The following is a 21,505-nucleotide window of genomic DNA, read 5'->3' as shown; positions in this document are numbered from 1 at the left end:
CGGTCCCTCCACGCTCCCCCGTCACCCCGGCGGTCACCTCGCCCTGCGGGGGTGACGGGCGCCGGGTGACTCCGCGTCCAGGGCCGACTTGAAGCGCAACAGCTCCTGGCGGCCGTCGCGGTCCACCGCCGGGTACCGCGGGTCGATGTCGATGAGGGTGTCGGCGATGACCGCCGCCGCGGCGATCCGAGCGAACCACTTGTGATCGGCGGGGATGACGTACCAGGGCGCCCAGGGCGTGCTCGTGTGCGACAGCATGTCGGCGTACGCGTCCTGGTAGGCGTCCCAGTGCTGCCGTTCGGCCACGTCGGCGGCGGAGAACTTCCAGTTCTTGTCCGGCCGGTCGATGCGTTCCAGCAGCCGCTTGCGCTGCTCCTCCTTGGACACGTTGAGGAAGAGCTTGACGATGCGGAAGCCGTTGCCCGCGAGGTGCCGCTCCCATGCGTTGATCGCCCGGAACCGGCGCCGCCACAGGTCGCCGCGGCGCGACTCGGCCGGCAGGCGCTGCCGGTCGAGGTTCTCCGGGTGGACCCGCACGACCAGCACCTCCTCGTAGTGCGACCGGTTGAAGATCGCGATCTCGCCGCGGCCGGGCAGGCGCTGCGCGTACCGCCACAGGAAGTCGTGGTCGAGTTCCTCCGGCGACGGGACCTTGAAGCTGTGCACGTGGACGCCCTGCGGGTTGACCCCGCTCATCACGTGCCGGATCGTGCCGTCCTTCCCGGCGGCGTCCAGCGCCTGGAGCACGACGAGCACGCCGTGGATGTTCTGGGCGGCGAGGCGGGACTGGTAGTCGGTGAGCAGCGCGACGCCGCGCTCCAGCAGGTCGGTGCCGTCGCGGTGGCGGTGCAGCCCGCCGGTGTACCCCGGGTCGTACTGGCCGGGGCACAGCTTCGCGCGGGCCGGGACCCGCAGCGGCGCGATGAGCCGGGCGATCCGGTCGGCCTGGATGTCGCTCATCGCATGGCCTCCCGCGCCACCCGGTGCCGCAGCACCGCCTTGCGCGCCTCGGCGACGGCGAGCAGCGGCACGGCCGCCACGACGCAGATCAGCCACTGCCGCAGGTCCAGCCCGACGGTGCCGAGGATCCGCTGGAGCACCCCGGCCTCGGTGGCCATGATGATCGCCAGGACCGACAGGCCGGTGGTCGTCAGGAACCGCCGGTCGTCGAAGGTGTCCAGGCTGAACACCGAGCGCAGGTCGCTGCGCACCGTGAAGGACAGCACCAGGTTGAGGATCGAGAAGGTGGTCAGCCCCATCGTCCGGGCCACGGTCAGGCCGTCGGCGCGGGCCGTCCACCAGAGGACGGCCAGGGTGGTCGCGCCCATGACCAGGCCGATGACGGACAGCCCGAGCAGGGTCCGGGTGGACAGCAGCGCCTCGTCGGCGCGGCGTGGCCGGCGGGTCATCAGGTCCGGGGCGGCCTTCCCGGAGCCGATGCCGACGGCCTGGAAGACCTGGGTCGTGAAGTTCACCCACAGCGTCTGCAGCGGCAGCAGCGGCACCCCGGAGGCGATGTTGAGCACGCTCGCGCCGAGGAACGTGACGATGAACCCGATGAGCGCGCCCATCTGGAACAGCACGTACTTGCGCAGGTTGTCGTAGAGACCGCGGCCGATGGCCACGGCCTTGACGATGGTGGCGAAGTCGTCGTCGGTGAGGATCATCGCCGAGGCCTCCTTCGACACCTCGGTGCCGGTGATGCCCATCGCGATGCCGATGTCGGCGCGTTTGAGCGCCGGCGCGTCGTTGACGCCGTCGCCGGTCATGGCGACGATGTGCCCCTTGGCCCGCAGGACCTCGACGAGGCGGACCTTGTGCTCGGGCGTGACCCGGGCGATGACGCCGATGCCGTCGATCTCGCCGGCGAGCTGTTCGTCGCTCATCGCGGCGAACTCGGCGCCGGTGATGGCGCGCCCGTCGATGCCGAGCTGCCGGGCGATCGCGGCGGCGGTGACCGCGTGGTCCCCGGTGATCATGCGGACCTGGATGCCGGCCGCCTTGGCGGTCGCGATCGCGGTCTTCGCCTGCGGCCTGGGCGGGTCGACGATGCCGACGAGCGCGAGCAGGGTCAGGTCGCCGAGCATGCCGAGCAGGTCCCCGCGCGGGTCGAAGCCGGCCGCGTCGAAGTCCTTGCGGGCGGTGGCCATGACCCGCAGCCCCTGCCCGGCCAGGCGCGCGTTCTCTGCCAGGTACCGGTCGCGCAGGTCCACGTCGATCACGGCCGGCGCCTGGCCGGGCCGGTCCGGCACGTCGACCGCGGCGGCTCGGGCGAGCAGCTGGTCGGGGGCGCCCTTGACGTAGGCGCGCACCACGTCCCGGCCCGCGTCGTCGGTGACGCGGTGGAACGTGGCCATCAGCTTGTACGCGGCGTCGAACGGCACCTCCGCCAGCCGCGGATAGCGCTGCCGGGTGGCGGCGATGTCGAGGTGCCCCTTCGCGGCGAGGACCACCAGGGCCCCCTCGGTCGGGTCGCCGACCAGCGCGCCGTCACCGACGACCGCGTCGGAGGCGAGCGCGAGCGGCAGCAGGTACGGCTCCAGCGGCACGTCCGGCTCGCCGCCGGTGTGCCGGATGTCGCCGTCGGTGCTGTAGCCGCTGCCGGACACGGTGTAGTGCCGCCCCGGCAGGGTGAGCTCGACGGCCGTCATCTCGTTGAGCGTCAGCGTGCCGGTCTTGTCGGAGTTGATCGCCGAGGTCGAGCCGAGCGTCTCGGTCGAGCGCAGCCGCTTGACGATCGCGTTCGCCCGCGCGAGGGACTGCGTGCCCAGCGACAGCATCGTCGTCACGACCGCCGGCAGCCCGGTCGGGATCGCGGAGACGGCGAACGCGACCGCCGCGGTGAAGACCACGTGGAACGTGTTGCCGCGGGCCAGGTTCACCACCACCGACAGCAGCAGCGCCGCCCCGGCCACCACCAGGATCTGGTCGGTCAGCCGGGCCAGCTGCCGGGTCAGCGGCGTCTCGGCGCCCTGGTCGGTCTGCAGCAGGCCGGAGATCTCACCGACCTCGGTCGCCATCCCGGTGGCGGTCACGACGACCTCGCCGGTGCCGCGGGTGACGTTGGTGTGCATGTACACCATGTCGACGCGGTCACCGAGCGCGGCGTCCGCCCCCGGTACCGTGGCGGCGTCCTTGACCACGGGGACGCTCTCCCCCGTCAGGGCCGACTCGTCCACCTCGAGGCGGGCGGCGCGCACCAGGCGCCCGTCGGCCGGCACCAGGTCACCGGCCTCGACCAGCACCACGTCACCGGGGACGAGGTCCTCGGCCGGCACCTCCGTGAGCCGCCCGTCGCGGCGGACCCGCGCCTTGACGACCATCATCTGCTGCAGCGCCGCGACGGCGGCGGCGGCCTTGCCCTCCTGCCGCAGCCCGAGCACCGCGTTGAACAGGGTCAGCGCCAGCAGCAGCAGGCCGGTGCCGAGCTGTTTGAGCGGGTACAGGCTGCCCAGTCCCGCGCACAGCAGCACGATCTGCATCGGGTCGGCGTACTGGCGTGCGAAGGCCCGCCATCTCGGCTCCCGGCGCGCCTCGGCGAACCGGTTGGGCCCGAACGCCGCGCGCCGGGCCGCGACCTCGACCGAGGACAGCCCGTCGTCGCGCTCGACGCGCTCCACCGCGAGCACCTCGGCGATTGACAACGTGTGGTACCGCTCGGCGGTGGCCTTCGGCAGCGTGGTCGTCACGGGCGTGCCTCCTGGGGTCGGACGGCACGGCGCCGCTCGCCCTGCCCCGGCAGGGATCGCGCGGTGCCGCTCCGGCGCCCGCAACTACCCGCGGCGGAGGCGATGTATCAGGCGTGCGGCCCAGGAATCGCTGCGCCGTCCGGCCGGGACGGCCGCGGGAGGCTCAGAGGCCCGGGCGTGCCGAGCGGGCGCTGACCAGGTCCTGCTCCGGCAGGGGTCCGGTCGCGTCGGCGGCGGTCAGCCACGTCAGGATCTCGGGGAGCACCTCGACGGCGCCGAAGTGCGCGGTCTCGGTCTCGATGCGGATCTTCGCGTTGGGGATCCGCGCCGCGAGCCACCGCGCGTGGCTGACCGGCGAGAAGTTGTCGTCGGCGCCGTGCCACAGCAGCACCGGCTGGCGGATGTCGGCGAGGTTGAATCCCCAGTCGGACCGCAGCGCGTAGATGTCGTCGATCCAGCCATACGGCCCCGGTCGCAGCGCCTCGGCGTAGGTCTCGGCGAGCAGGCGCTGGATCGCGATGTCGTCGACGACCCGCAGGTCGGGATCGGTCATCTGCTGCTGCAGGGACTTGACGAGACTCACCGGGTCGCGGCGCACCCGGGCGGCCTGCAACCGGACGCGTTCGACGAGCTTGTGCCAGTCGGCGTCTGCGGTCGAATACTCCCGGACGTTGGCGTCGGTCATGCCGGCATACCAGTCGAGGTCGTCCGCGTTGGCGGGGGCGACGCCGACGAGCACGGCTGCCCTCGCCACGCGCTCCGGCAGGCAGGCGGCGGAGGCGAGCGCGTGGGGGCCGCCGCCGGACCGGCCGACGACGGCGAACCGGCCGAGGCCGAGGGCGTCGGCGATCGCCTGCACGTCATAGGCGGCGGCGGCGACCGTGCGTTTCATGTCCCGCTGGGAGCCGCCATAGCCGGGGCGGTCGTAGCAGATCAGCTGGATGCCAAGGCGATAGAGGACGCCGCCCCTGGGCTTGGGCCCCACCCTGCTGCCGGGAGTGCCGTGCAGGAGGAACACGGGGGAACCGGAAGGGTCGCCGGTGATCTCGACCCGCAGGTCCCGACCGTCACGAGCCTTGACCGTGCGTTGTGTGGCTCGCTCGTCGGACACTCGAGCCCTCCCGGGTAGGCGTCGCTGGTTGCATACGTTACTGGTATCGGTGCCCTATCACCAGTTCTGAGAATCTTGTGACGTGCACCTTTGATCCCTTTTCAGCGTATTGGTCAACGACCCGCCATCGGGCTCAGGTGTGCTGGTACCCACAGCTCACGCGCGGTCGGGTGAATGTCGGGGCGAGCTTCTGGCGCGGATTCGCGACACTGATGGGCATGAACGCCAGTGATCGGCTCACCCGCCCGTTCCGCCGCGTCAGCCCGAGCATCGAGACGGTCCGTGGCGGCCTGTGGACCACCACCGTCGACGCCGCCACCTACATCGACGGCGGTGAGCGGTATCAGGCCGCGATCCTCGAGCAGTACCGCCTCTACGTCGAGATGACCGACCGGCTGGCCGCCCGCCGCGGACTGACCAACACGTTCCTGCTGACCGTGAACACCGCCACGCTCACCGCCGCCGGGGCCGTGCTGCCGCAGGTGTGGACGCAGAGCCCCTGGCTGCTGGTCATCCCGTGCCTGGTGCTGGTCGGCCAGTGCGCCGCCTGGTTCTGGATCATCCGGTCCTACCGCCAGCTGAGCTCGGCGAAGTTCCGGGTCATCGGGGCGCTCGAGGAGCGCCTGCCGGCCTCCCCGTACTGGCGCGCCGAGTGGGGCGCCCTCGGCTCCGGCCGCGACCGGGCCCTCTACTGGCCGGTCACCACGCTGGAGCAGTGGGTGCCGGCGCTGTTCGCGGCGCTGTACCTGGCGGTGTTCGTGGTCGTCGTGGTGCACGCCGCCGGATGACGCCCCGGCCGCTGCGGGCGGCCGGGGCGCGCCGGGATCAGAACGGGTGCGGGTCGAGCACGCGGTGCAGGTGCCGGCCCTCCCGCAGGGCGGTCACCGCCGGGTGGTGGTCGCCGAGCAGCTGGGTCAGCCGTTCGAGCACGTCCGCGACGGCGGCCTCGCCGGAGCCGTCGCTGCCCCGGTGGATCAGCACGACGTTCGCCTGGCACCGCAGCGTGTCGGGGTGCTCGGGTCCGGCCACCCGCTGCTGCACCTCCCAGGTGCTGCTGATCAGCTCCCGCGCCCTGGCCAGGTCGCCCCGCTCGGCCTTGACCACGGCCAGGTTGAGCCGGGCGGCCAGCGTGTAGGGGTGCTCGGCGCCGAGCACGAACTCCATCTCCTTCACCGCCTGGGCGGCCAGGCGCTCGGCCTGGTCCAGGTCCCCCGTCGCACGGGCGATGGCGGCCCGGTTGTTCAGGCAGACCAGCGTGTGCGGGTGCCGCCGGCCGAGGCTGGAGGAGTACGCGTTCTCCACCTCGCGCGTCTCGCTGGCGGCGGTCTCGTAGGCGAGCCGGCGCATCGGCTCCGGCTCCTCCGCGCCGACCGCGAGGATGTTGCACGCCCGGCTCAGCCGCACCGCGAGCGTGTCGGGGCTGGCCGGTCCCCGCAGCTCGTTGAGCTTCTCGTAGGCGTCCTCCAGCAGCGGCGCGGCCTGCGCGGCCCGCCCGGCGCTGCGCAGCGACACCGCCAGGTTGGCCTTCGACACCAGGGCCCGCGCGGTGTCCGGCAGCACCTGCTCGTAGCGGCTCGCGATGGTGCCGAGCAGCTTGACGGAGCCGTCGTAGTCGCCGGCCTCGCGGATGTCCCGGCCGAGGCACTCGCCGGAGGCGAGCGTGTACGGGTTCAGCTCGCCGAGCACCTTGCGCCGCCCCTCGTACGCCTCGGTGTCGCGCTCGCGGGCCTGCCGGAAGTCGCCGACCAGCCGGTAGGACACCGCGAGGTTGTTCAGGGCGCCGAACGTGCGGGGGTGGTCGTCGCCGAAGAACTCCGACCACGTCTTGTAGGTGATCTCGTCACGGGCCAGCGCCTCCGTGTAGAGGCCGAGCGCGCGGAGGTCGCGGCCGAGGCCGCCGGCGGTCATCAGCGTGTGCGGGTGGTGTTCGCCGAGCAGCTCCGTCTGCTGCTCCAGCACCTCCTCGTCGAGGCGGCGGGACTCCTCGAACAGGCCCGTCTCGCACAGGACGTTGGCGAGGTTGAAGCGCAGGTGCAGCAGCTGCCGCTGCAGCGTGCGACGCTCCTGCTCGCCGGTGGTGCGCTCCAGCATCGCGGTCCAGGTCGCGTCGATCTTGGTGCCGAGGGTGCGCCCGTCGGTGATCCCGCCGGTGAACCACACGTAGCGCAGCCGGTCGATCATCAACTGGCGGACCGACTCGTCCTCGCACTCCATCGCCCCGGAGAACTCCAGATGCGGCCAGAGCATCCGGTATCGCCGCCAGGAGTCGGGGTTGTCGACCTCGTCCTTCGCGTCCCGGGGACGCGACGCCGCGAGGACCAGATGGACCTGGTGCCGCGCGGCCTCCAGCTCGGTGGCCGACATGCGGCTGCGCACCACGTGCTGCAGCAGGCGGTGCACCTGGATCTGGCCGCTGCCGACGTCGAGCTTCAGCAGCGCGAGCCGGTTGATTTCCTGGACCAGCACGCCGCGGTAGATCGGCTCGGACATCGCCGGGTCCAGCTCGACCAGCGCCGCGGCGAGCTCGTTGCTGTAGATCAGGTCGAGGGCGATCTCCGGTGCCATCAGCGAGCACAGCTGCAGCAGCCGGTACGCCGCCGGGGAACGCTCCCGCAGCCGCTGCAGCGACAGGTCCCAGGTGGCCTCGACCGACAGGTTGGTCGGCGGGTTGACCAGGTTCGCCGGGCCGTGCCGCTCGATGTGGCGCAGGTATTCGCTGACGTCGGTGCCGGTCTCGGCGATCCACGCGCCGGCCGCCGCGACCGCGATCGGCAGGTCGCCGAGCAGCTCCGCGACCCGGTTCGCCTCGTCCGGCTTGATCGTCGGGACGCGCTGGCGGAGGTGCGCGATGCTCTCGCCGCGCTGGAACACCTCGACCTGCATGGCGGTGGCCCGGTCGGCCCACTCCTTGTTCCGGGACGTGATCAGGACGTGGGCGCGCTCGGTGGGCAGGAACGGCACCACCCGCAGCACGTCCTCCGCGTTGTCGAAGACCAGCAGGACCCGCTCGTAGGGCAGGCCGCGGCTGATCGCGGAGATCACCGACCGGGCTATGTCGGGGATGCCCGACTGCTGCGGCAGGTCCAGCCGCGCGGCGAGGTCGGCCAGCTCGGTGTCGACGAAGTTCACGGGGTCCGCCGGCACCCACCAGACCACGTCGTAGGCGTTCTTGAAGCGGTGCGCGTACTCCATCGCCAGCTGGGTCTTGCCGATGCCGCCCATGCCCTGCAGGGCGATCGGCATGTCCCCGGTCAGCAGCGCGGCGCTGCGCCGGTTGAGCAGGTTGGCGCGCAGCTGGCGCAGGTCCGCCTCGCGGCCGGTGAACTTGGTGTTGCGGACCGGCACGTTGAAGACCGCCGGCTCCGCACCGGGGAACCGGACCCCGACGTCGGCCTGGTCCGGTGCCGGCCGGTTCGCCGGGAACCCGACCAGCCGCAGCACCCGGTCGACCGCCTGCTGCTGCGACTGCCCGGCGAGGAACGCGGACCGGCCGATCGGGTAGCTGGGCAGGGGCCGCACGTCGGCCACGTAGATCGCGAGGGCGCCCCGCGAGTCGCCGCGGTCCGGCACGGCCACGTGCGCCTCGGTGTCGGCGTTCGCGTGCGAGATGATCGTGAGCTGGCGCGCGAGGTGGCTCGGCGCGGGGCCGCCGGCCGGGGTGGCCTGCAGGTCGTGGACCCGGATGCCGGCCTCCAGCAGCAGCTTCTCGACCCACTCGGCCCACATCTGGTCGACCGGGGCGTAGCGCAGGGCGACGACCTCCTCGGCCACCACGACCTGCCGCACGAACCGGTTCAAGGTCCGCAGGCGCACCGCCTCGTCCAGGGCCGGCATGCGCTCCACGGCACCGCCGGTGATGTGCGAGGCGAGCGTCTCGTACGCGGCGAGCATCGTCTTGGGCGACCTCGGCCAGTCGCCGAACGTGGCGAGGGTCTCCTCGTAGTTGTAGAAGGGCCGGTACGGCACCTCCACCCCGGACCAGTACGCCTCCCGGTCGGCCTGGCTCATCCCCTCCGGCAGGCCCGTGAAGCGCTCCAGGGCCACGGCCCGGCCCGCGTCGGCCTTCTCCTTCTCGGCCGGGTCGACGCGCATCGCAACCGGCAGCACACGGATGGCCCGTTTGCGGGGGGCCCGGTGGACCGTCCGGGCGACCCGGGACGCGCCGTCGATGCCCTGTTCGCTGTAGGTGAAGCAGGTCACGAGGATGTCGGGTAGCTGCATCGTGCAGATGCCGGCCACGTCGCTCACCCCGGTGCGGCTGTCGATGAGCACGTAGTCGTACTTGCGCCGCATGTCCTCGCGCATCGCGTCGAAGAACTGCCCGCCGCCGAGGCGGTCGTAGAAGTCGTCCCAGTTCATCGCGTTGAGCGAGCGGGCGTAGTCGGAGTTCTGCTGGCCCGCGGCCAGGAAGTCGATCGCGCCGCCGGCCGGGAAGTGGTCCCACTCGAGGGAGAACGCGTGCGGCTGCACCTTGGCGTACTGCTCGAACCAGCCCTCGCCGGACGCGTTCTCGCTGGTCGTCGCCCACTCGTAGGCGCGGACCATGCCGATCACACCGGTGGCGACGTCCAGCGCCTCCTCGCGGATGAACGGCTTGAAGAACCGGTGCAGGCCCGGGGAGTCCAGGTCCCAGTCGGCGACCAGCACCCGCTTGCCGTTGGACGCGAGAATCCACGCGACATTGGCCAACGCCATCGTCCGGCCCGTCCCACCCTTGAACGAGTAGAACGTGACGACCTTGCCGAGCTGGTTGTCGCTCATCACTCCTCTTTCCCGGAAGTGCCTGGGCCTTGCCGGCGCCCGCGCAGCGTCGGGCGGGTCTCGTGCGGACCCTTCGGGGGGAATACCATGCCGGTGCTGAGATACTCCTTGCGGGTACTTTCGACGATCGCCGGCATGCGGTTGGCCAATTCGTCGACGTCGAGCACCGTGATGACGCGGCGTGCACCGATGCGCCCGAGCCTAGCGGTTGCCTGCGTGGACAGCTCCGCGCCCCGCCCGGCATGTTCGGGATCCTGGCGGTCGGCGACCACCAGGCACGTCACCCACGGGTGAAGATGTTTCGCGACCAGCGCGAGGATCTCCGCGCCGCCCGGCGCCGCCAGGGTCCACGGGTCCAGCAGCAGCAGCGTCGGGCACGTGTCGAACAGTTCCGCGGCACCGTCCTGGGTGGCGTCGATGATCCGGGTCGGCAGGCCCCGCCGCTCCGCGGTGTTCGCGGCGTAGTCGGCGACGGGCAGCTCCCGCATCGCGCCGAACGGCCGCCACCGCTGCCGCGTCGCGCCGTACGGCGTCGGCGACCGGCCCTCCGGCAGGTGCTCCAGCGTCGGGCAGAGCACGCTGATCAGGAACGGCTTCTCCGTGTCCCCCGCGGGTCGCACCGGGCGGCGTTCGGGCCGGACCTCGTCGATCTGCAGCGGTGCGGACGGGCCGACCGGCGACGTGCGCGCCACGTCGACGATGTGCTGCGCGAGCCGCTGCAGGATGCGCCGGTACGCCGGTTGGTACACCCGCAGCATGCACAGGGCACGCAGCCCGTTCTCCTCGTACTCCGGCACGCCCCGCCCCAGGGCGAGCGCCGTGCCGTGCTCGGGGATGTCGTTCCACGGCGGCAGCGGCACCCACAGCACCGGCACGACGTGGCGCAGCCGCTGCTCCTGCGCCGGCAGCACGGTGCTCAGCCGCTGCAGGAACGCCTCCCGCTCCCGCATCGGCCAGGACTTGTTGAAGTAGTTCGGCGAGTACAGCGCGACGAACACGTCGGCCACGGCGAGCATCTCGCTCTGCACGGCCTTCCAGTTCGAGCCCGCCTCGGCGAGGTCGGCGAAGAACCCCACCTGGGTCCCCTCGCCGGCGCCCGTCAGCCTGGCGACCTCGGCAGACAGGTGCCGGAAGAAGGTCCGCACGTTGCCGTCGGTGTCGGTCTCCTCCCTGCCCGGCAGCGGCTGGGAATGGGCGTAGCTCAGGAAGAACCAGCAGCGCGGCTGCGGTGGGGCCGGTCTCATCCGTCCTCCTTGCCGAACGTGGTGCGCAGGCCGTCCACGCTGGACAGCACCGACGCCTCCACCTCGTAGAAGTGGTGGATCCGCTGGATGTGCATCGCGAGCTTCCACACCACGGCGTCGTAGACCCCGTCCTGCCCGGTGCGCAGGAGCCCGAGAATGCCGTACTCCTGGTACATCGCGTTGTAGCTGCTGTCCGGCAACCCCGTCGGGGTGAACCTGTTGACCTCGGCGACCACCGGCGGCAGCGGCCGCAGGAACGGCGCCCACAGCACCGGCACGATGGCGGTCTCGCCGTCCGGGCGGCGGGTGTCGCGCCGCACGACCCGGCGACTGGCGAAGGCGCTCCACTCGCGCGGGCACCACTCGCTGCGGAACAGGTAGTCGGTGGAGAGCAGGCAGACGAGGACCTGGCAGGTGCCCGCGGCGTGCAGCACCTGCTCACGCCACCGGACCCCGCCGTCCTCGGCGACGTCGATGAAGCCGGTGACCTGCCCCGGCGACGAGCCGATCAGCTCGTTGACGTTGGCGGTCAGGTCGTCGAAGAAGCGTTTCACGTGCCGGTACCGCTCCTGCGGCGGACCGGCGGACGACAGCCGCCCCGGCCGCGCGTGACTGACGAAGAAGACCGGCGCCCGCTGGTCATTCTCGGCGTCACCGCCCACCTGGTGTACTCCTCATCGGACATCGTCGTTGGATCAACCATAAGCGCCTGGCACCACCCGCGGGCACCCCCGGCTACGGCAGCCGGTGCTGGCTCATCCACCCGACGGAGAAGTCGACCAGGTCGCGGATCGGCATCAGCCGGGCGACGGCGCCGCCGACCCGACCCGCCCGGACGAACGGCTGTTTGTCCACCGCCTCCCCGAGCGCCGGGAAGTCGTCGTCGTCCAGGTCCGCGGCGGCGAAGTCCAGCGTCACCCGCCGCCCGTCGCGCTGCACGTAGCAGCGGTACGGCCGGTCCGGCGGGGGCGGGCGCAGCCGGTACTCGGCCAGGTGCGCGGCGGTGCACGCGTCGTAGCCGACGCCGAGCAGCAGGGTGGCCGCCCCGATGTCGTACAGCGCCGCGAGGGGGGAGCGCTCGCCGAGGTGCGAGTTCAGGTCGTGGACCGCGGTGATCCGCGCCGCCGCCGGGCCGTTGGCGGCGAACGAGGTCTGGGGATGGCCGCTGCGCAGCGAACCGGGCAGCAGCCGCACGTACTCGGAGAAGCGGATCCAGGTCGGCGTCTGCGGGGTGAACCCCGGCATGCGGGCGTGGTAGGCCTCCCGCTGCCGCGCGTCGAACCCCTCCGTGGCCTGCAGATACCGGTCGCTGCTGTGCGAGTTGTCCTCGGTCAGCGCCGGCACGACGATCGTGCCGTGCGGCCCCAGCGCCGAGCGCAGCGCCGCGTACAGCGTCGCCTCGCCGGCGCCGACCCGCCCGAGTGAGCAGTGCACCAGCACGGCGGGGGCGGACACGCCGAGCGCGCGCAGGTCGGCGGCGAGCCGGTCGGCGGCGGACACGTCCAGCCCGGGACCGCTCAACCCTCCCATCGACCTAGCGTATCGGCCATGCACGCGACGAACCTGACGCCGGCCGGGGTCAGGCTCCCGCACGTGCGCAGCGTCTCGGCCCCGGCCTCGGTCCAGTCCCGGTACATCCGGTACCGCGACCGTGCGACGTGGTCGCGTTCGTCGTGCAGCATCCGTGCCCGCCACATGTCGGCGACGGCGAGGTGCGCGTAGGTGCCCTGCAGCACCCCTTCGACCGGCCGCGGGTCGCTGCGCCAGCCGACCGTGTAACCGGGCCGGTGGGCCGGCCCGCCGGGGTCGGCGAGGTCCAGCACGTCGAGCACGGCACCGAGCTTGCTGTGCTGGAACTCGTGCACCAGCATGACGGCGAGCGCGGCGCTGTCGGCCGTGTAGGCGACGCCGACCGCGCCGAACGCGTCGCGGGCCGTGGCGCTGTGCATGCCGCCGCCGGCCGCGGGGCGCAGCGGCGTGACCGCCCGCAGTCCCTCGCGCAGGCCGTCGGCGTACGCCGGCGCGTCGCGGTGCACCACCTTCCAGGCCTCCGCGACCCCGGCCGCCCATGCCCGCGTGCCGGCGGTGTCCAGCGGCTCCGCGGCGGGACGGTCGAAGCAGTCGCGGTGCGGGTCCGAGTCCTCGACCAGCACCCGGCCGTCGCCGCCGGTCAGGTGCCGCGCCGGTCGCCAGCCGTCCACCGCGGCGGCGGGATCGGCTCCACGCGGACCGTCGTGCCCGGCGCCCGGACGGTGAACCCGCCCGGGCCGCACGACACGACCACCTGCTCCACCGCCGCGGACGGCCACGCGACCGTGCCCAGCGTCGGCAGGTGCAGCCGCCCGTCGCGGACCGTCGCCGGCACGTCGAGCACGGCACCGGCCCGCACCGCGACGGCCGCCACGAGGGCGGGCAGCCCGTCCGGTTCCGGCGGCGGTACGCCGGGAGCCTGGCTCAGGCACGTCACCAGCCACGGGCGGATGAACGGGTGCGCGAGCACGTCGGCCATCGCGTCGGGGGCCAGCCGCTCGAGGTGTTCCAGGCTCGACCAGGCCGCCCGGGCGTCGCCCCCGGCGCCCTGCGCCGCCAGGCCGTTGCCGAGCGCGGCGAGCAGCGCCCGGGTGATCGCCAGCTGCGCCGCGGCCAGCTGCCGCACCGCCCGGGTCCCGCCGTGGCCGGAGCCGAGCTCGTCGAACACGGCCGGCTGCAGTTCGTCGATGGCGCCGGCCGGCGCGGCCGGCGGGTGTGCGTTCATGGAGACGATGAACTCCTTGAGATCCGCGCAGTAGACCGACGGGTTGTCGAAGCCGGTGCCGGTGCGGTGCCGGTGGGCGTACAGGCCGCCACCGCACTGCGCGACCACCGGGCAGGCACGGCACTGTGCCGACAGCGCGCCGAGACCCGCCTGCCGGTGCCGCATGGCGGGGTCGGTGAGCACCTCGTCGGCGCTGTGCGTGAGCACGTTCAGGCCGGTGCCGGCGGCGCCGTGCGCCACGGTCTTCATCGAGTCGGGCTGCTCCCAGGCGCCGTCGGTCTCGATGACGGCCACGTCACCGACGTCGATGCCCAGCGCCTCGGTGCCGCTGCCGCCGCCGCGCCAGGTGGAGCGGACCGCGTCGAACACCCTCACCGGCATCCGCCGGCCGTCCTCGGTCCAGCGCCGGTGCACGGCGAGCAGCCACGACGCGTACGGGGTGGGGTCCGCGCCGTACCTGGGCGGCGGATGATCCCAGGTCGCGTGCGGCAGCAGCAGGTCGACGTGCGGCGGCCGCTCCGCGCACAGCGCCGCGTACACCGCGACCGGGTCGTTGCGCAGGTCGACGGTGCACAGGATGCCCGCGTACAACGACCGGTACCGGGGCAGGCGCAACAGTGCCAGGCCGCGGCGGGTCTGCTCGTGGCTGCTGGCCCCGTTGCGGTAGCGCCGGTGCAGGTCGTTGGCCTCGCGGTCGCCGTCGAAGGACACCCCGACCTTCACGTCGTGCGCCAGCAGCACCTCGCAGACCGGCTCGGTCAGCCGGATCCCGTTGGACTGCATCCGCAGGTCGAGGGCGGCGACCGGCTCGATGGTGCGGCGCAGCCGCGTCAGCGTGTCCCGCAGCCGGGTCTCCCCGATGAGCAGCGGCTCACCGCCGTGCAGCACGACCCGGACCTCGGGCAGGCCGTGGCGGGCGGCGTGCTCGGCGATCCGGTCCGCAGCGGCCTGCACCGTGCCGGGCGCCATCGCCACGGGACGGTCCCGCCATGTCTGGTCGGCGTGCTCATAGACATAGCAGTGGTCACAGGCCAGATTGCACCTGCTGTGCACCTTCAGCACGAACTGCCGCAGCGGCGCGGCGAGCTCAGATCGCGGAATTGAACGCTGCGACAGCAAGGCCTGCCCGGTCCTGTCGGCCGCGGATCACCCGGGACACGACCGCCGCGGCGTCGCCGGCCGGGATCTCGCAGAGCGGGCGACGGTGAACGCGGTCCAACACGGTCGTGCCGCTCGCGTCGGTGTTCGCTGCGTTTTCTTCCACGACGCATTCCCCCAGGTGATGATCGAAGACCCAGACGCAGACCTCGATGTCTGAGCAAAGCATAGGCAACACCCGACGTGATGTCACCAGTACGGATCGAACAGGATCAGTAAGGCGGGTCCACCGGGCGCGGCGGTTACCTGGCCCGCGTCAGCCGTGTCCGAGCGTGAGCCGGTTGGCGTACAGGCGTTGCGCCGGCGTGCCGGACCAGGCGGCGCCGCGCAGCTCCCCGGGGGCGGTCACGCCGGCACTGCCCAGCGCGTCACGCACCCGCCCGGCGAGGTCCGCGGCGACGTCGCCGCCCGGTGCCGTGACCACCTGCTCGCCGAACTGGTCGGACCAGCCGAACCGGGCGGTCACCCGCTCCCGCGTGAACCGGCCCTCGGCGATCATCGTGCCGCCGGTGCTGCTCAACCGCCAGCGGGCGCTGCCCGCGTACGGGTGCAGCAGCGGCAGCGCCGAGCACCAGGACCCGAACAGCAGCCGCAGCTCCTCGACGGTCCCCTCCAGGGTCTCCGACGGCGAGTGCGGGTAGGACATCATGCCGAGCAGCGCCTTGGCCTGCGGCGCCTCCACGTCCGGCTCGATGGTCCACAACTCGTCGGGGGCCCACTCGTCCGGCGACATCATCCACTTCTGGTGGTGGTGGATGACGTTCTCCCGCGCCTCGGTCGGCTCGACCCGCAGCCGCACCTGCCCGGCGGGCGCGGACAGCGTCAGCGTGGTGCGGGCGCCGCGCCAGCGCGCGAACGGCTCGCGGCCCTCGTCGCCGACGAGCGGCGGGTGGCCGAGCACCGCCACCGCCCCGGCGAGGGCCCGCCGGAGCGCCTCCCCGCTTCGTCGGCACCGACCGGCTGGGACACTCACGACACTGATCTCGCCGTGGCCGTGCCGGCCCGCGTCGGAGGTCCCGGCGCGCACCGACTCGCCCGCCGCCGCGGTGAACGCCGGCCCGCGCCGCCCCGCCGCCTGCCGGCCCCGCTCCGCGACGAGCCGGTCGAACGCCGCCTGCGACCAGCCGTCGATCCCGTCGGCCAGCAGCGTGCACCACCCCCGCCACGCGGGCGAAGGCGCCGGCAGCAGCGTGGCCGGGTCCGGCTCCGGCGCCGCCTGCTTCGCATCGGCCGCGACGGTCCGCAGCCGCGGCGCGCGCAGCCCGTTGTTGTTGAACGAGCTGTACGTCATCACCGCCGGGTCGCCGACCCCGTGCACCTCCCGCAGCGTCCGCACGATCACGCCGGCCAGCCGGGTCGCGGTGGCCGGGTCCAGCGGCGCCGGCACCTCCGGCTGCCCCACGGTCTCCCCCTCGTCGAACGGCGCCCACCCCAGCGCCGTCAGCGCCGCCTCGACCGGCGACCCCGGCTCCCCGGCCTTCGTGTGGACCAGCACCGACGAACCCTTGACGGCGATGCCGGTGCCGAACCGGATGACCTGCACGAACACGTCCCCGGCATCGAGCGCGACCGCGTCCTCGGCCCGCAGCCGCACCAGCGCGTCGGCCAGCTCGTCCGCCACCGCGTCCCAACTCTGGTGATCGCTCACCGCACCTCCCCCCGTCCCGACCAAAACCGGGTGCGAGCTTAGGCGGTCCGCGCCCCCGCGGATGCCCCGGTGCGGCTCAGATCCTGGCCCCCTTGGCGAGGTTGCACCTGCGGCACAGCAGCTGGAGGTTGCCGACGCTGGTCGCGCCGCCGCGGCTCCACGGGATGACGTGGTCGAACTCCAGGTACTCGGTGGCCCGGCACTCCACGCACGCCCCGCCGTCGCGCCGCCACACCTCGGACTTGATCGCGGGGGCGATGCTGCGAGAGTCGCGCTGGGCGGGAACGTGCGCGATCCGCTTGGCGATCTTGAGCACTCCGGTGAGCACGGCGGCGGCGTGCTCCGCGTCCTCGACCTTGTAGTTGCCGCCCTTCGAGCTGGTGGTCGACACGACGACGCGACCGTTCTCGGGGCGGATCTCCAGAATCCTGGCCCACGTGATCTCGGAGCCACCGGCGGCGTCGCCGATGAAGCGCAGCTTCGTGTTGGTCGCGATCAGCCGTCCGTGCGTGGGGCGCGGCCCGCTGGCTAGGAACTTGATGTGGGTGGCGGGCGTGTCCAGGTGCAGGATCTCGGTGGCGTCGAGATGCAGGGTGGTCTGCGCGATCCGTGGGACGTCACCGTCGGCGATGCGGGCCAGATCGAGGCCGCGCTGCAGCCGGTGGCGCATGCCGGCGACCGCGGTGTCGGTGATCCCGATCCGGCGGACCGCGTCGTCGAACCCGTCGATCTCGTACTGCTCGATGAGATCGTCGGCGAACGCGAACGCCACGACCTGTTGCAGGTGGTGCAGGGCGGCTGGGCGCAGCGCCTCGCGGCCGCGGTCCTCGGCGACCCGGTGGTAGCGCAGCTCATGCCACAGGGCGTCCCATTCCGAACCTTGTGGGCCGGAGGTCGCGAGCACCTGAGCCGCCTTGGCGCGCCAGACGTTCAGCACGTTGGCGGTCTCGGCGGCGCACCGTCCGCACGCGGGTGGATAACCCGGAGGCGGCGGATACTTCATGCCGCCGCACCGTCCGCAGCTGGTCGGCGACTCCTGGAACCGTGGGACCGTCTGCACGCTCCACTCGACACCGGTCCACCAGCGCAGCATCCCGGGACTGTCCGGCACGGGATACCAGTCGGGGCGGGGCTGCTCCTGCGGTTCGTCGTCATCGACGGTGACACCGTAGTGGGTCGCCAGGCCGGCCAGGCCGGCGTCCCAGCCCTGGCCGATGGCCCGGAACTTCCATTGCCCCTGCCGGCGGTAGAGCTCGCCGAACACCACCGCCGCGACCCGCTCGACACCGACGACCGGAAATGTCGCGAGGACCCGGCCCTGCTGCCCGGTGACGGTGATCTCGAGCCCCGGCACGGTGTCGAACGTGCCGGCGTCCATGGAGCCGGCGATGACGACCTTGTCGACGCCGACCGGGATCCGCCCGAACTGCACGGCCAGACTCGCGCCGCAGCCGCCGTCGGCGGTCAGCTCGACCGCGCCGGCGGCGTCCCTCGGCTGGTTGTAGAACACGAAGTCGTCGTCGCCACGGACCTTGCCCCCGGCGGTCACCAGCAGCGCGCACGGATCCACCGACGAGCCGGCGCGCCAGGCGATCGACACGCGGACTGCAGGATCGTCGATCGTGGTGTTCGCACCGCGTGCAAGCGCGACGGTTGTCATGCCGGCCACCTCCGGCGCGATCGTAGCGACGGACGATCACCATTAGCGATCGTTCGGTTACGAATATGGACGTCCGTCTGGCAGGTGCGTCCGCGACGTGGCAGTGGTGCTGGCTGAACGGTCCATGGCCAAAAGCGGGTCAGGAGAGGTTGGGCAGGAACTCGGCGAGGGTCTCCACGGTGCCCCAGAGGCAGGCGAACAGGACGGGGACGCCGAGGAACCAGGTCTGCAGGGCGCCCCAGCGCTGGCAGGCCCAGGTCGCGGCGAGGGCGGCGGACACGAACAGCTGCAGCCAGAACACCAGCGGCACCAGGGCGTCCGGGTCGGCCTGCATCGCCTTCTCGGCGACCGTCACCGACGTCGGGCGGCCCGGGGTGGCCCGGCTGGAGGTCGCCGGACTTGAGGACCGCCTCGACGTAGACGACGCGGTTCGGGGCCCAGCCGCTGCGCCAGCCGTCGGCCTCCGCGGTGACCAGGGTCAGCCGGGCGCCGCTGGCCGCCAGGGGTGCCGGCAGCGGGTCGCTCTCCCGGCGCATGCCGGTGACCTCGTACCGCATGATGCCCAGGCCGCTGGTGATGGTGACCGGGTCGCCGGGCTGCAGGCGGGTGACGCGGCGGAACGGGCCGCCGAACGCGGCGGCGTGGCCGTAGACGACCGCGGTGCCGGGCTGGCCGGGCAGGGCGGTGTCGCGGCGGTGGCCGGGGCCGTCGCGCATGACGCCGGAGCTGGTGCCCTCCACGACGATCTGGCGCAGGCCGATGCCGGGTGCCTCGATCAGGACGATCGACGAATGAATCTGCACAATGCGCCGGCAGAGTCATTTTCAAAAAACGCGGACCGCGAAATCGTCAGCCTTTTCGGGGCGCATGAAGAAACACGTCGCGCAATGCCTGCGCCAGACATGCAGCAGATGAACAGCACCGGAGGTCTGCGCGAAAAGGGGCGGGGGTGACAGATCGGGTGGGGCACCCCGGCGGGCGGGCGGATGACCGGCCCACCGGCGGTTAGAATCGGGCGGCCCTGCCATCCGGGAGGCTTCATGGTCACCACGCCGCAGATCCACGGCTACCGTGACCTCACCCTGATCAGCGCCAAGGGCGGCCAGGCGCACGTCTATCGGGCGCACAAGGCGACGCTGGACAATTCCCTCGTCGCGATCAAGGTGTACAAGCGGGATCTCGACGACGCGGACCGGCGCCGGTTTCTGCGCGAGGTGCAGGCGTTGCAGGCGCTGCGCGGGCGGCCGCACGTGGTGCGGCTGCTGGAGGCGGACTTCACCGCCGACGGCTCCGGGTACGTGGTCATGGACCTCTACGCCGGGTCGGTCGCCGACCGGCTCGCGGTCGAGCGGACCCTGCCCGTCGCCGAAGCGGTGCGTCTCGGCGCCCAGGTGGCCGAGGCGCTCAGCCACACGCACGAGGCCGCCTCGCGCATCCTGCACCGCGACATCAAGCCCAGCAACATCCTGCTCACCGACGACGGCGCGGCGGTGCTGTCCGACTTCGGCATCTCCGCGATCTACCGCGCCGACGGCGCGTTCACCGCCACGGCGAGGATGGGCACGCAGGGGTACATGGCACCGGAGGTCCACGCCGGGCAGTCCGAGAGTGTCGCGTCGGACATCTACTCGCTGGGCGCGACCCTGCACACGCTGCTGCTCGGCGAGCCGCCGTCCGCCCTCGCACCGTCCCCGGCGTGGCACACGCTGCCGGAGCCGCTCGCCGCCGTCCTGGGGCGGGCGCTGTCGCCCGACCCGGCGCGGCGGCAGGAGTCGGCCCGGCGGATGCGTGAGGACCTGGCCTCCGTGGCGGCGCAGCCGACCGAGGAGACCCACGCGTTCGCCTCGCCGCCGCCGGCCACCAAGGTCATGCCGGAGGAGCCGGCGTCCGCGGCGGCGGTGGTCCGCCCGCGCCTGCTCGACACCCCCGCCGCCGACCCCGACCTGGGCCGCAACATCGGCGTGGGCGTGGCCGCACTGCTCGCCGGCCTGGGCGCGCTGACGCTGCTGGACTGGGCCTGGTGGACGGCCGCGCTGGCCGTGGCGGTCCCCGTGCTCGCGGGGGCGGCGCTGCGCAAGGCGTTGGACGCCGACCGGCTGTCCGTCCCGGCCGTCGTCGCGACGCTCGCCTGGTATGCGGTGCCGGCCCTGCTCTACCTGTCCCGCCTGGGCGAGCACCCGTTCATCAACCTCGTGATGGCGTGGTTTGTCCTGGTCGCCGCCGCCGGCCAGGTCGTCGCCACGCACGAGATCGAGCGGTACGTGCGGCAGTACCGGGCGCAGACCCACGCCGACCGGGCCAACCATGAGCGGCGGGAGCTGTTCGAACGCGTCCACGACCGGTACTGGCTGGCCGACACCCACCCGCCGGACTGGCTCGACGACGTCCTCGGCCCGCTGCCCGCGGCGCGCGCCGTGCCGTGGCACGACGGCACGGTCCGATCCGCCGTGGTGTGCGACCGCAGCGTGGTCCTGCTCGCGGTGCTCGACGGCGTGCGCCCCGGCACGTACGAGCTCAACCCGGCGCACGGGCACGCCTGCCGGGTGTACGCGGACGGGCGCCCAAACACCTCGGTCGACACTCGGCTCAAGGAGCTCGCGCGGCGGGTCGAGCCGACGGACTGGGGCACGGCCGGGGTCGTCGCCGGCTGCGTGGTGGTGCTCACCACCGACGGGACCCGGTCCGACGGCATCCGGCTCGCGCCGGCGCAGTTCGAGTCGACCGGCCTGACCGTGGTCGTCGCGCGGGACGCCGGGCCGACCGTCGTGCGCCAGCTGGCCGGCGCGGATCCGCTGGTCATCGATCCGGTGCTGCTGCGGATGGTGCAGGAGCGCGCGGCGCGGCCCTGACCGGCGCCCCCTCCGATCGACCCATGTAACGCAACCCACACGGGTTGAGTGCGGTCCGCAACCTTGACAGCCGCCGTCCCGCAACTATTCTATTCCTACCTACTAACTAGACTTGCTAGACAATCGCGACGGGCGGGAACGGAGACAGGCAGCGTGCGCAGTTGTTGTCGCCGACCTCGGGCGATCTGATCGGAGCACAGCGACGTGCACATCTCCGTCCGCGCGGACTATGCGATCAGGGCGATGCTCGCCATCGCCGCAGCGGACCCGGGCCGCGTCACCGCGGCACAACTGGCCCAGAGCGAACAGATGTCCATCGGCTCACTGCAGACGGTCCTGCTCGAACTGCGCCGCGTGGGGCTCGTGCACAGCCACCGCGGCACCGAGCGGGGCTACGGCCTCGCCCGCCCGGCGGGCGCGATCACGGTCGGCGAGATCCTCCGCGCCATGAACGGGGCACTGACCACGGTGCGTGGCCTGCCCACCGAGCAGGCCACGTACGACGGTGCCGCCCGCGGGCTGCGCCGGATCTGGCTGTCCGTCGACACCGCCGTCAACGCGATCGTCGACCAGGCGACCCTCGCGGACCTGCTCACCGAGGAACGCACCGCATGACCCGCACAGCCACCG

General features: G+C 72.7%; 17 protein-coding genes and 1 pseudogene. 4 read left to right on the top strand and 14 right to left on the bottom strand.

Annotated elements, in window-relative coordinates; translation table 11 throughout:
• Positions 1 to 33: 33 nt before the first annotated feature.
• The 3 genes from OHA72_RS26005 to OHA72_RS25995 form a co-directional block, all read right to left on the bottom strand.
• A complete protein-coding gene (locus OHA72_RS26005; protein ID WP_327010405.1) occupies positions 34 to 960 on the bottom strand; it encodes a polyphosphate kinase 2 family protein in 927 nt (308 codons plus the stop codon).
• Complete coding sequence (locus tag OHA72_RS26000; protein ID WP_327010404.1) at positions 957 to 3,689, bottom strand: cation-translocating P-type ATPase; 2,733 nt, start codon at positions 3,687 to 3,689, stop codon at positions 957 to 959. The genes OHA72_RS26005 and OHA72_RS26000 overlap by 4 nt, the downstream gene beginning before the upstream one ends.
• A 163-nt stretch (positions 3,690 to 3,852) precedes the next feature.
• A complete protein-coding gene (locus OHA72_RS25995) occupies positions 3,853 to 4,800 on the bottom strand; it encodes an alpha/beta fold hydrolase (protein ID WP_327010403.1) in 948 nt (315 codons plus the stop codon).
• A gap of 218 nt (positions 4,801 to 5,018) precedes the next feature.
• On the opposite strand from OHA72_RS25995, the gene OHA72_RS25990 reads away from it, so the two are divergent.
• Positions 5,019 to 5,588 (top strand): RipA family octameric membrane protein, encoded by a 570-nt coding sequence (locus tag OHA72_RS25990; RefSeq protein WP_327010402.1) that lies wholly within the window; start codon positions 5,019 to 5,021, stop codon positions 5,586 to 5,588.
• Positions 5,589 to 5,625: 37 nt separating this feature from the next.
• Here OHA72_RS25990 and fxsT read toward each other — a convergent pair whose 3' ends face one another.
• The 11 genes and pseudogenes from fxsT to OHA72_RS64835 form a co-directional block, all read right to left on the bottom strand.
• Complete coding sequence (fxsT, locus tag OHA72_RS25985) at positions 5,626 to 9,561, bottom strand: FxSxx-COOH system tetratricopeptide repeat protein (protein ID WP_327010401.1); 3,936 nt, start codon at positions 9,559 to 9,561, stop codon at positions 5,626 to 5,628.
• Complete coding sequence (locus OHA72_RS25980; RefSeq protein WP_327010400.1) at positions 9,561 to 10,805, bottom strand: TIR-like protein FxsC; 1,245 nt, start codon at positions 10,803 to 10,805, stop codon at positions 9,561 to 9,563. The genes fxsT and OHA72_RS25980 overlap by 1 nt, the downstream gene beginning before the upstream one ends.
• Positions 10,802 to 11,467, bottom strand: a complete 666-nt coding sequence (locus tag OHA72_RS25975; RefSeq protein WP_327010399.1) for a TIR-like protein FxsC — start codon at positions 11,465 to 11,467, stop codon at positions 10,802 to 10,804. The genes OHA72_RS25980 and OHA72_RS25975 overlap by 4 nt, the downstream gene beginning before the upstream one ends.
• Positions 11,468 to 11,540: 73 nt before the next feature.
• Positions 11,541 to 12,335 carry an AAC(3) family N-acetyltransferase gene (locus OHA72_RS25970; RefSeq protein WP_327010398.1) on the bottom strand — a complete coding sequence of 265 codons (795 nt, stop codon included), beginning with the start codon at positions 12,333 to 12,335 and terminating at the stop codon, positions 11,541 to 11,543.
• The gene (locus OHA72_RS25965; protein ID WP_327010397.1) at positions 12,323 to 13,006 is read right to left on the bottom strand and encodes an aKG-HExxH-type peptide beta-hydroxylase; all 684 of its coding nucleotides are present in this window, start codon (positions 13,004 to 13,006) and stop codon (positions 12,323 to 12,325) included. The genes OHA72_RS25970 and OHA72_RS25965 overlap by 13 nt, the downstream gene beginning before the upstream one ends.
• The gene (locus OHA72_RS25960; RefSeq protein ID WP_327011666.1) at positions 12,976 to 14,613 is read right to left on the bottom strand and encodes an FxsB family cyclophane-forming radical SAM/SPASM peptide maturase; all 1,638 of its coding nucleotides are present in this window, start codon (positions 14,611 to 14,613) and stop codon (positions 12,976 to 12,978) included. The genes OHA72_RS25965 and OHA72_RS25960 overlap by 31 nt, the downstream gene beginning before the upstream one ends.
• Positions 14,614 to 14,647: 34 nt before the next feature.
• Entirely contained in the window at positions 14,648 to 14,887 is a 240-nt protein-coding gene (locus OHA72_RS25955) for a hypothetical protein (protein ID WP_327010396.1), read from the bottom strand.
• An 87-nt stretch (positions 14,888 to 14,974) separates the two neighbouring features.
• Positions 14,975 to 16,366, bottom strand: a complete 1,392-nt coding sequence (locus OHA72_RS25950) for a TY-Chap domain-containing protein (RefSeq protein ID WP_327010395.1) — start codon at positions 16,364 to 16,366, stop codon at positions 14,975 to 14,977.
• 76 nt (positions 16,367 to 16,442) lie between these two features.
• Positions 16,443 to 18,026, bottom strand: a complete 1,584-nt coding sequence (locus OHA72_RS25945; RefSeq protein WP_327010394.1) for a TerD family protein — start codon at positions 18,024 to 18,026, stop codon at positions 16,443 to 16,445.
• A gap of 139 nt (positions 18,027 to 18,165) precedes the next feature.
• Entirely contained in the window at positions 18,166 to 18,381 is a 216-nt protein-coding gene (locus tag OHA72_RS25940; RefSeq protein WP_327010393.1) for a hypothetical protein, read from the bottom strand.
• A 124-nt stretch (positions 18,382 to 18,505) separates the two neighbouring features.
• Positions 18,506 to 18,742, bottom strand: a pseudogene (locus tag OHA72_RS64835) (sortase); the annotation flags it as partial.
• Between OHA72_RS64835 and OHA72_RS25935 the strand changes: the two are divergent.
• The 3 genes from OHA72_RS25935 (at position 18,668) to OHA72_RS25925 (ending at position 21,490) form a co-directional block, all read left to right on the top strand.
• Positions 18,668 to 18,979 carry a hypothetical protein gene (locus tag OHA72_RS25935; protein ID WP_327010392.1) on the top strand — a complete coding sequence of 104 codons (312 nt, stop codon included), beginning with the start codon at positions 18,668 to 18,670 and terminating at the stop codon, positions 18,977 to 18,979. The pseudogene OHA72_RS64835 and the gene OHA72_RS25935 overlap by 75 nt on opposite strands.
• Before the next feature lie 87 nt (positions 18,980 to 19,066).
• The gene (locus tag OHA72_RS25930) at positions 19,067 to 20,875 is read left to right on the top strand and encodes a serine/threonine-protein kinase (RefSeq protein ID WP_327010391.1); all 1,809 of its coding nucleotides are present in this window, start codon (positions 19,067 to 19,069) and stop codon (positions 20,873 to 20,875) included.
• Positions 20,876 to 21,079: 204 nt separating this feature from the next.
• Positions 21,080 to 21,490, top strand: coding sequence for an RrF2 family transcriptional regulator (locus tag OHA72_RS25925; RefSeq protein WP_327010390.1), 411 nt, complete (start codon positions 21,080 to 21,082; stop codon positions 21,488 to 21,490).
• The last annotated feature ends 15 nt before the right edge of the window (positions 21,491 to 21,505 follow it).

Origin of the sequence: Dactylosporangium sp. NBC_01737 (genome assembly GCF_035963215.1) — a bacterium.
Classification (GTDB): Bacteria; Actinomycetota; Actinomycetes; order Mycobacteriales; family Micromonosporaceae; genus Dactylosporangium.
Note: the sequence above shows the minus strand (reverse complement) of the source record. Positions and strands in the feature narration are given on the sequence as shown.

Excerpts from the sequence above, each read along its gene's own strand:
- OHA72_RS26005 (WP_327010405.1), bottom strand. The coding sequence starts at position 960 with ATGAGCGACATCCAGGCCGACCGGATCGCCCGGCTCATCGCGCCGCTG.
- OHA72_RS25990 (WP_327010402.1), top strand. The coding sequence starts at position 5,019 with ATGAACGCCAGTGATCGGCTCACCCGCCCGTTCCGCCGCGTCAGCCCG.
- fxsT (WP_327010401.1), bottom strand. The coding sequence starts at position 9,561 with ATGAGCGACAACCAGCTCGGCAAGGTCGTCACGTTCTACTCGTTCAAG.
- OHA72_RS25980 (WP_327010400.1), bottom strand. The coding sequence starts at position 10,805 with ATGAGACCGGCCCCACCGCAGCCGCGCTGCTGGTTCTTCCTGAGCTAC.
- OHA72_RS25970 (WP_327010398.1), bottom strand. The coding sequence starts at position 12,335 with ATGGGAGGGTTGAGCGGTCCCGGGCTGGACGTGTCCGCCGCCGACCGG.
- OHA72_RS25955 (WP_327010396.1), bottom strand. The coding sequence starts at position 14,887 with ATGCTTTGCTCAGACATCGAGGTCTGCGTCTGGGTCTTCGATCATCAC.
- OHA72_RS25945 (WP_327010394.1), bottom strand. The coding sequence starts at position 18,026 with ATGACAACCGTCGCGCTTGCACGCGGTGCGAACACCACGATCGACGAT.
- OHA72_RS25930 (WP_327010391.1), top strand. The coding sequence starts at position 19,067 with ATGGTCACCACGCCGCAGATCCACGGCTACCGTGACCTCACCCTGATC.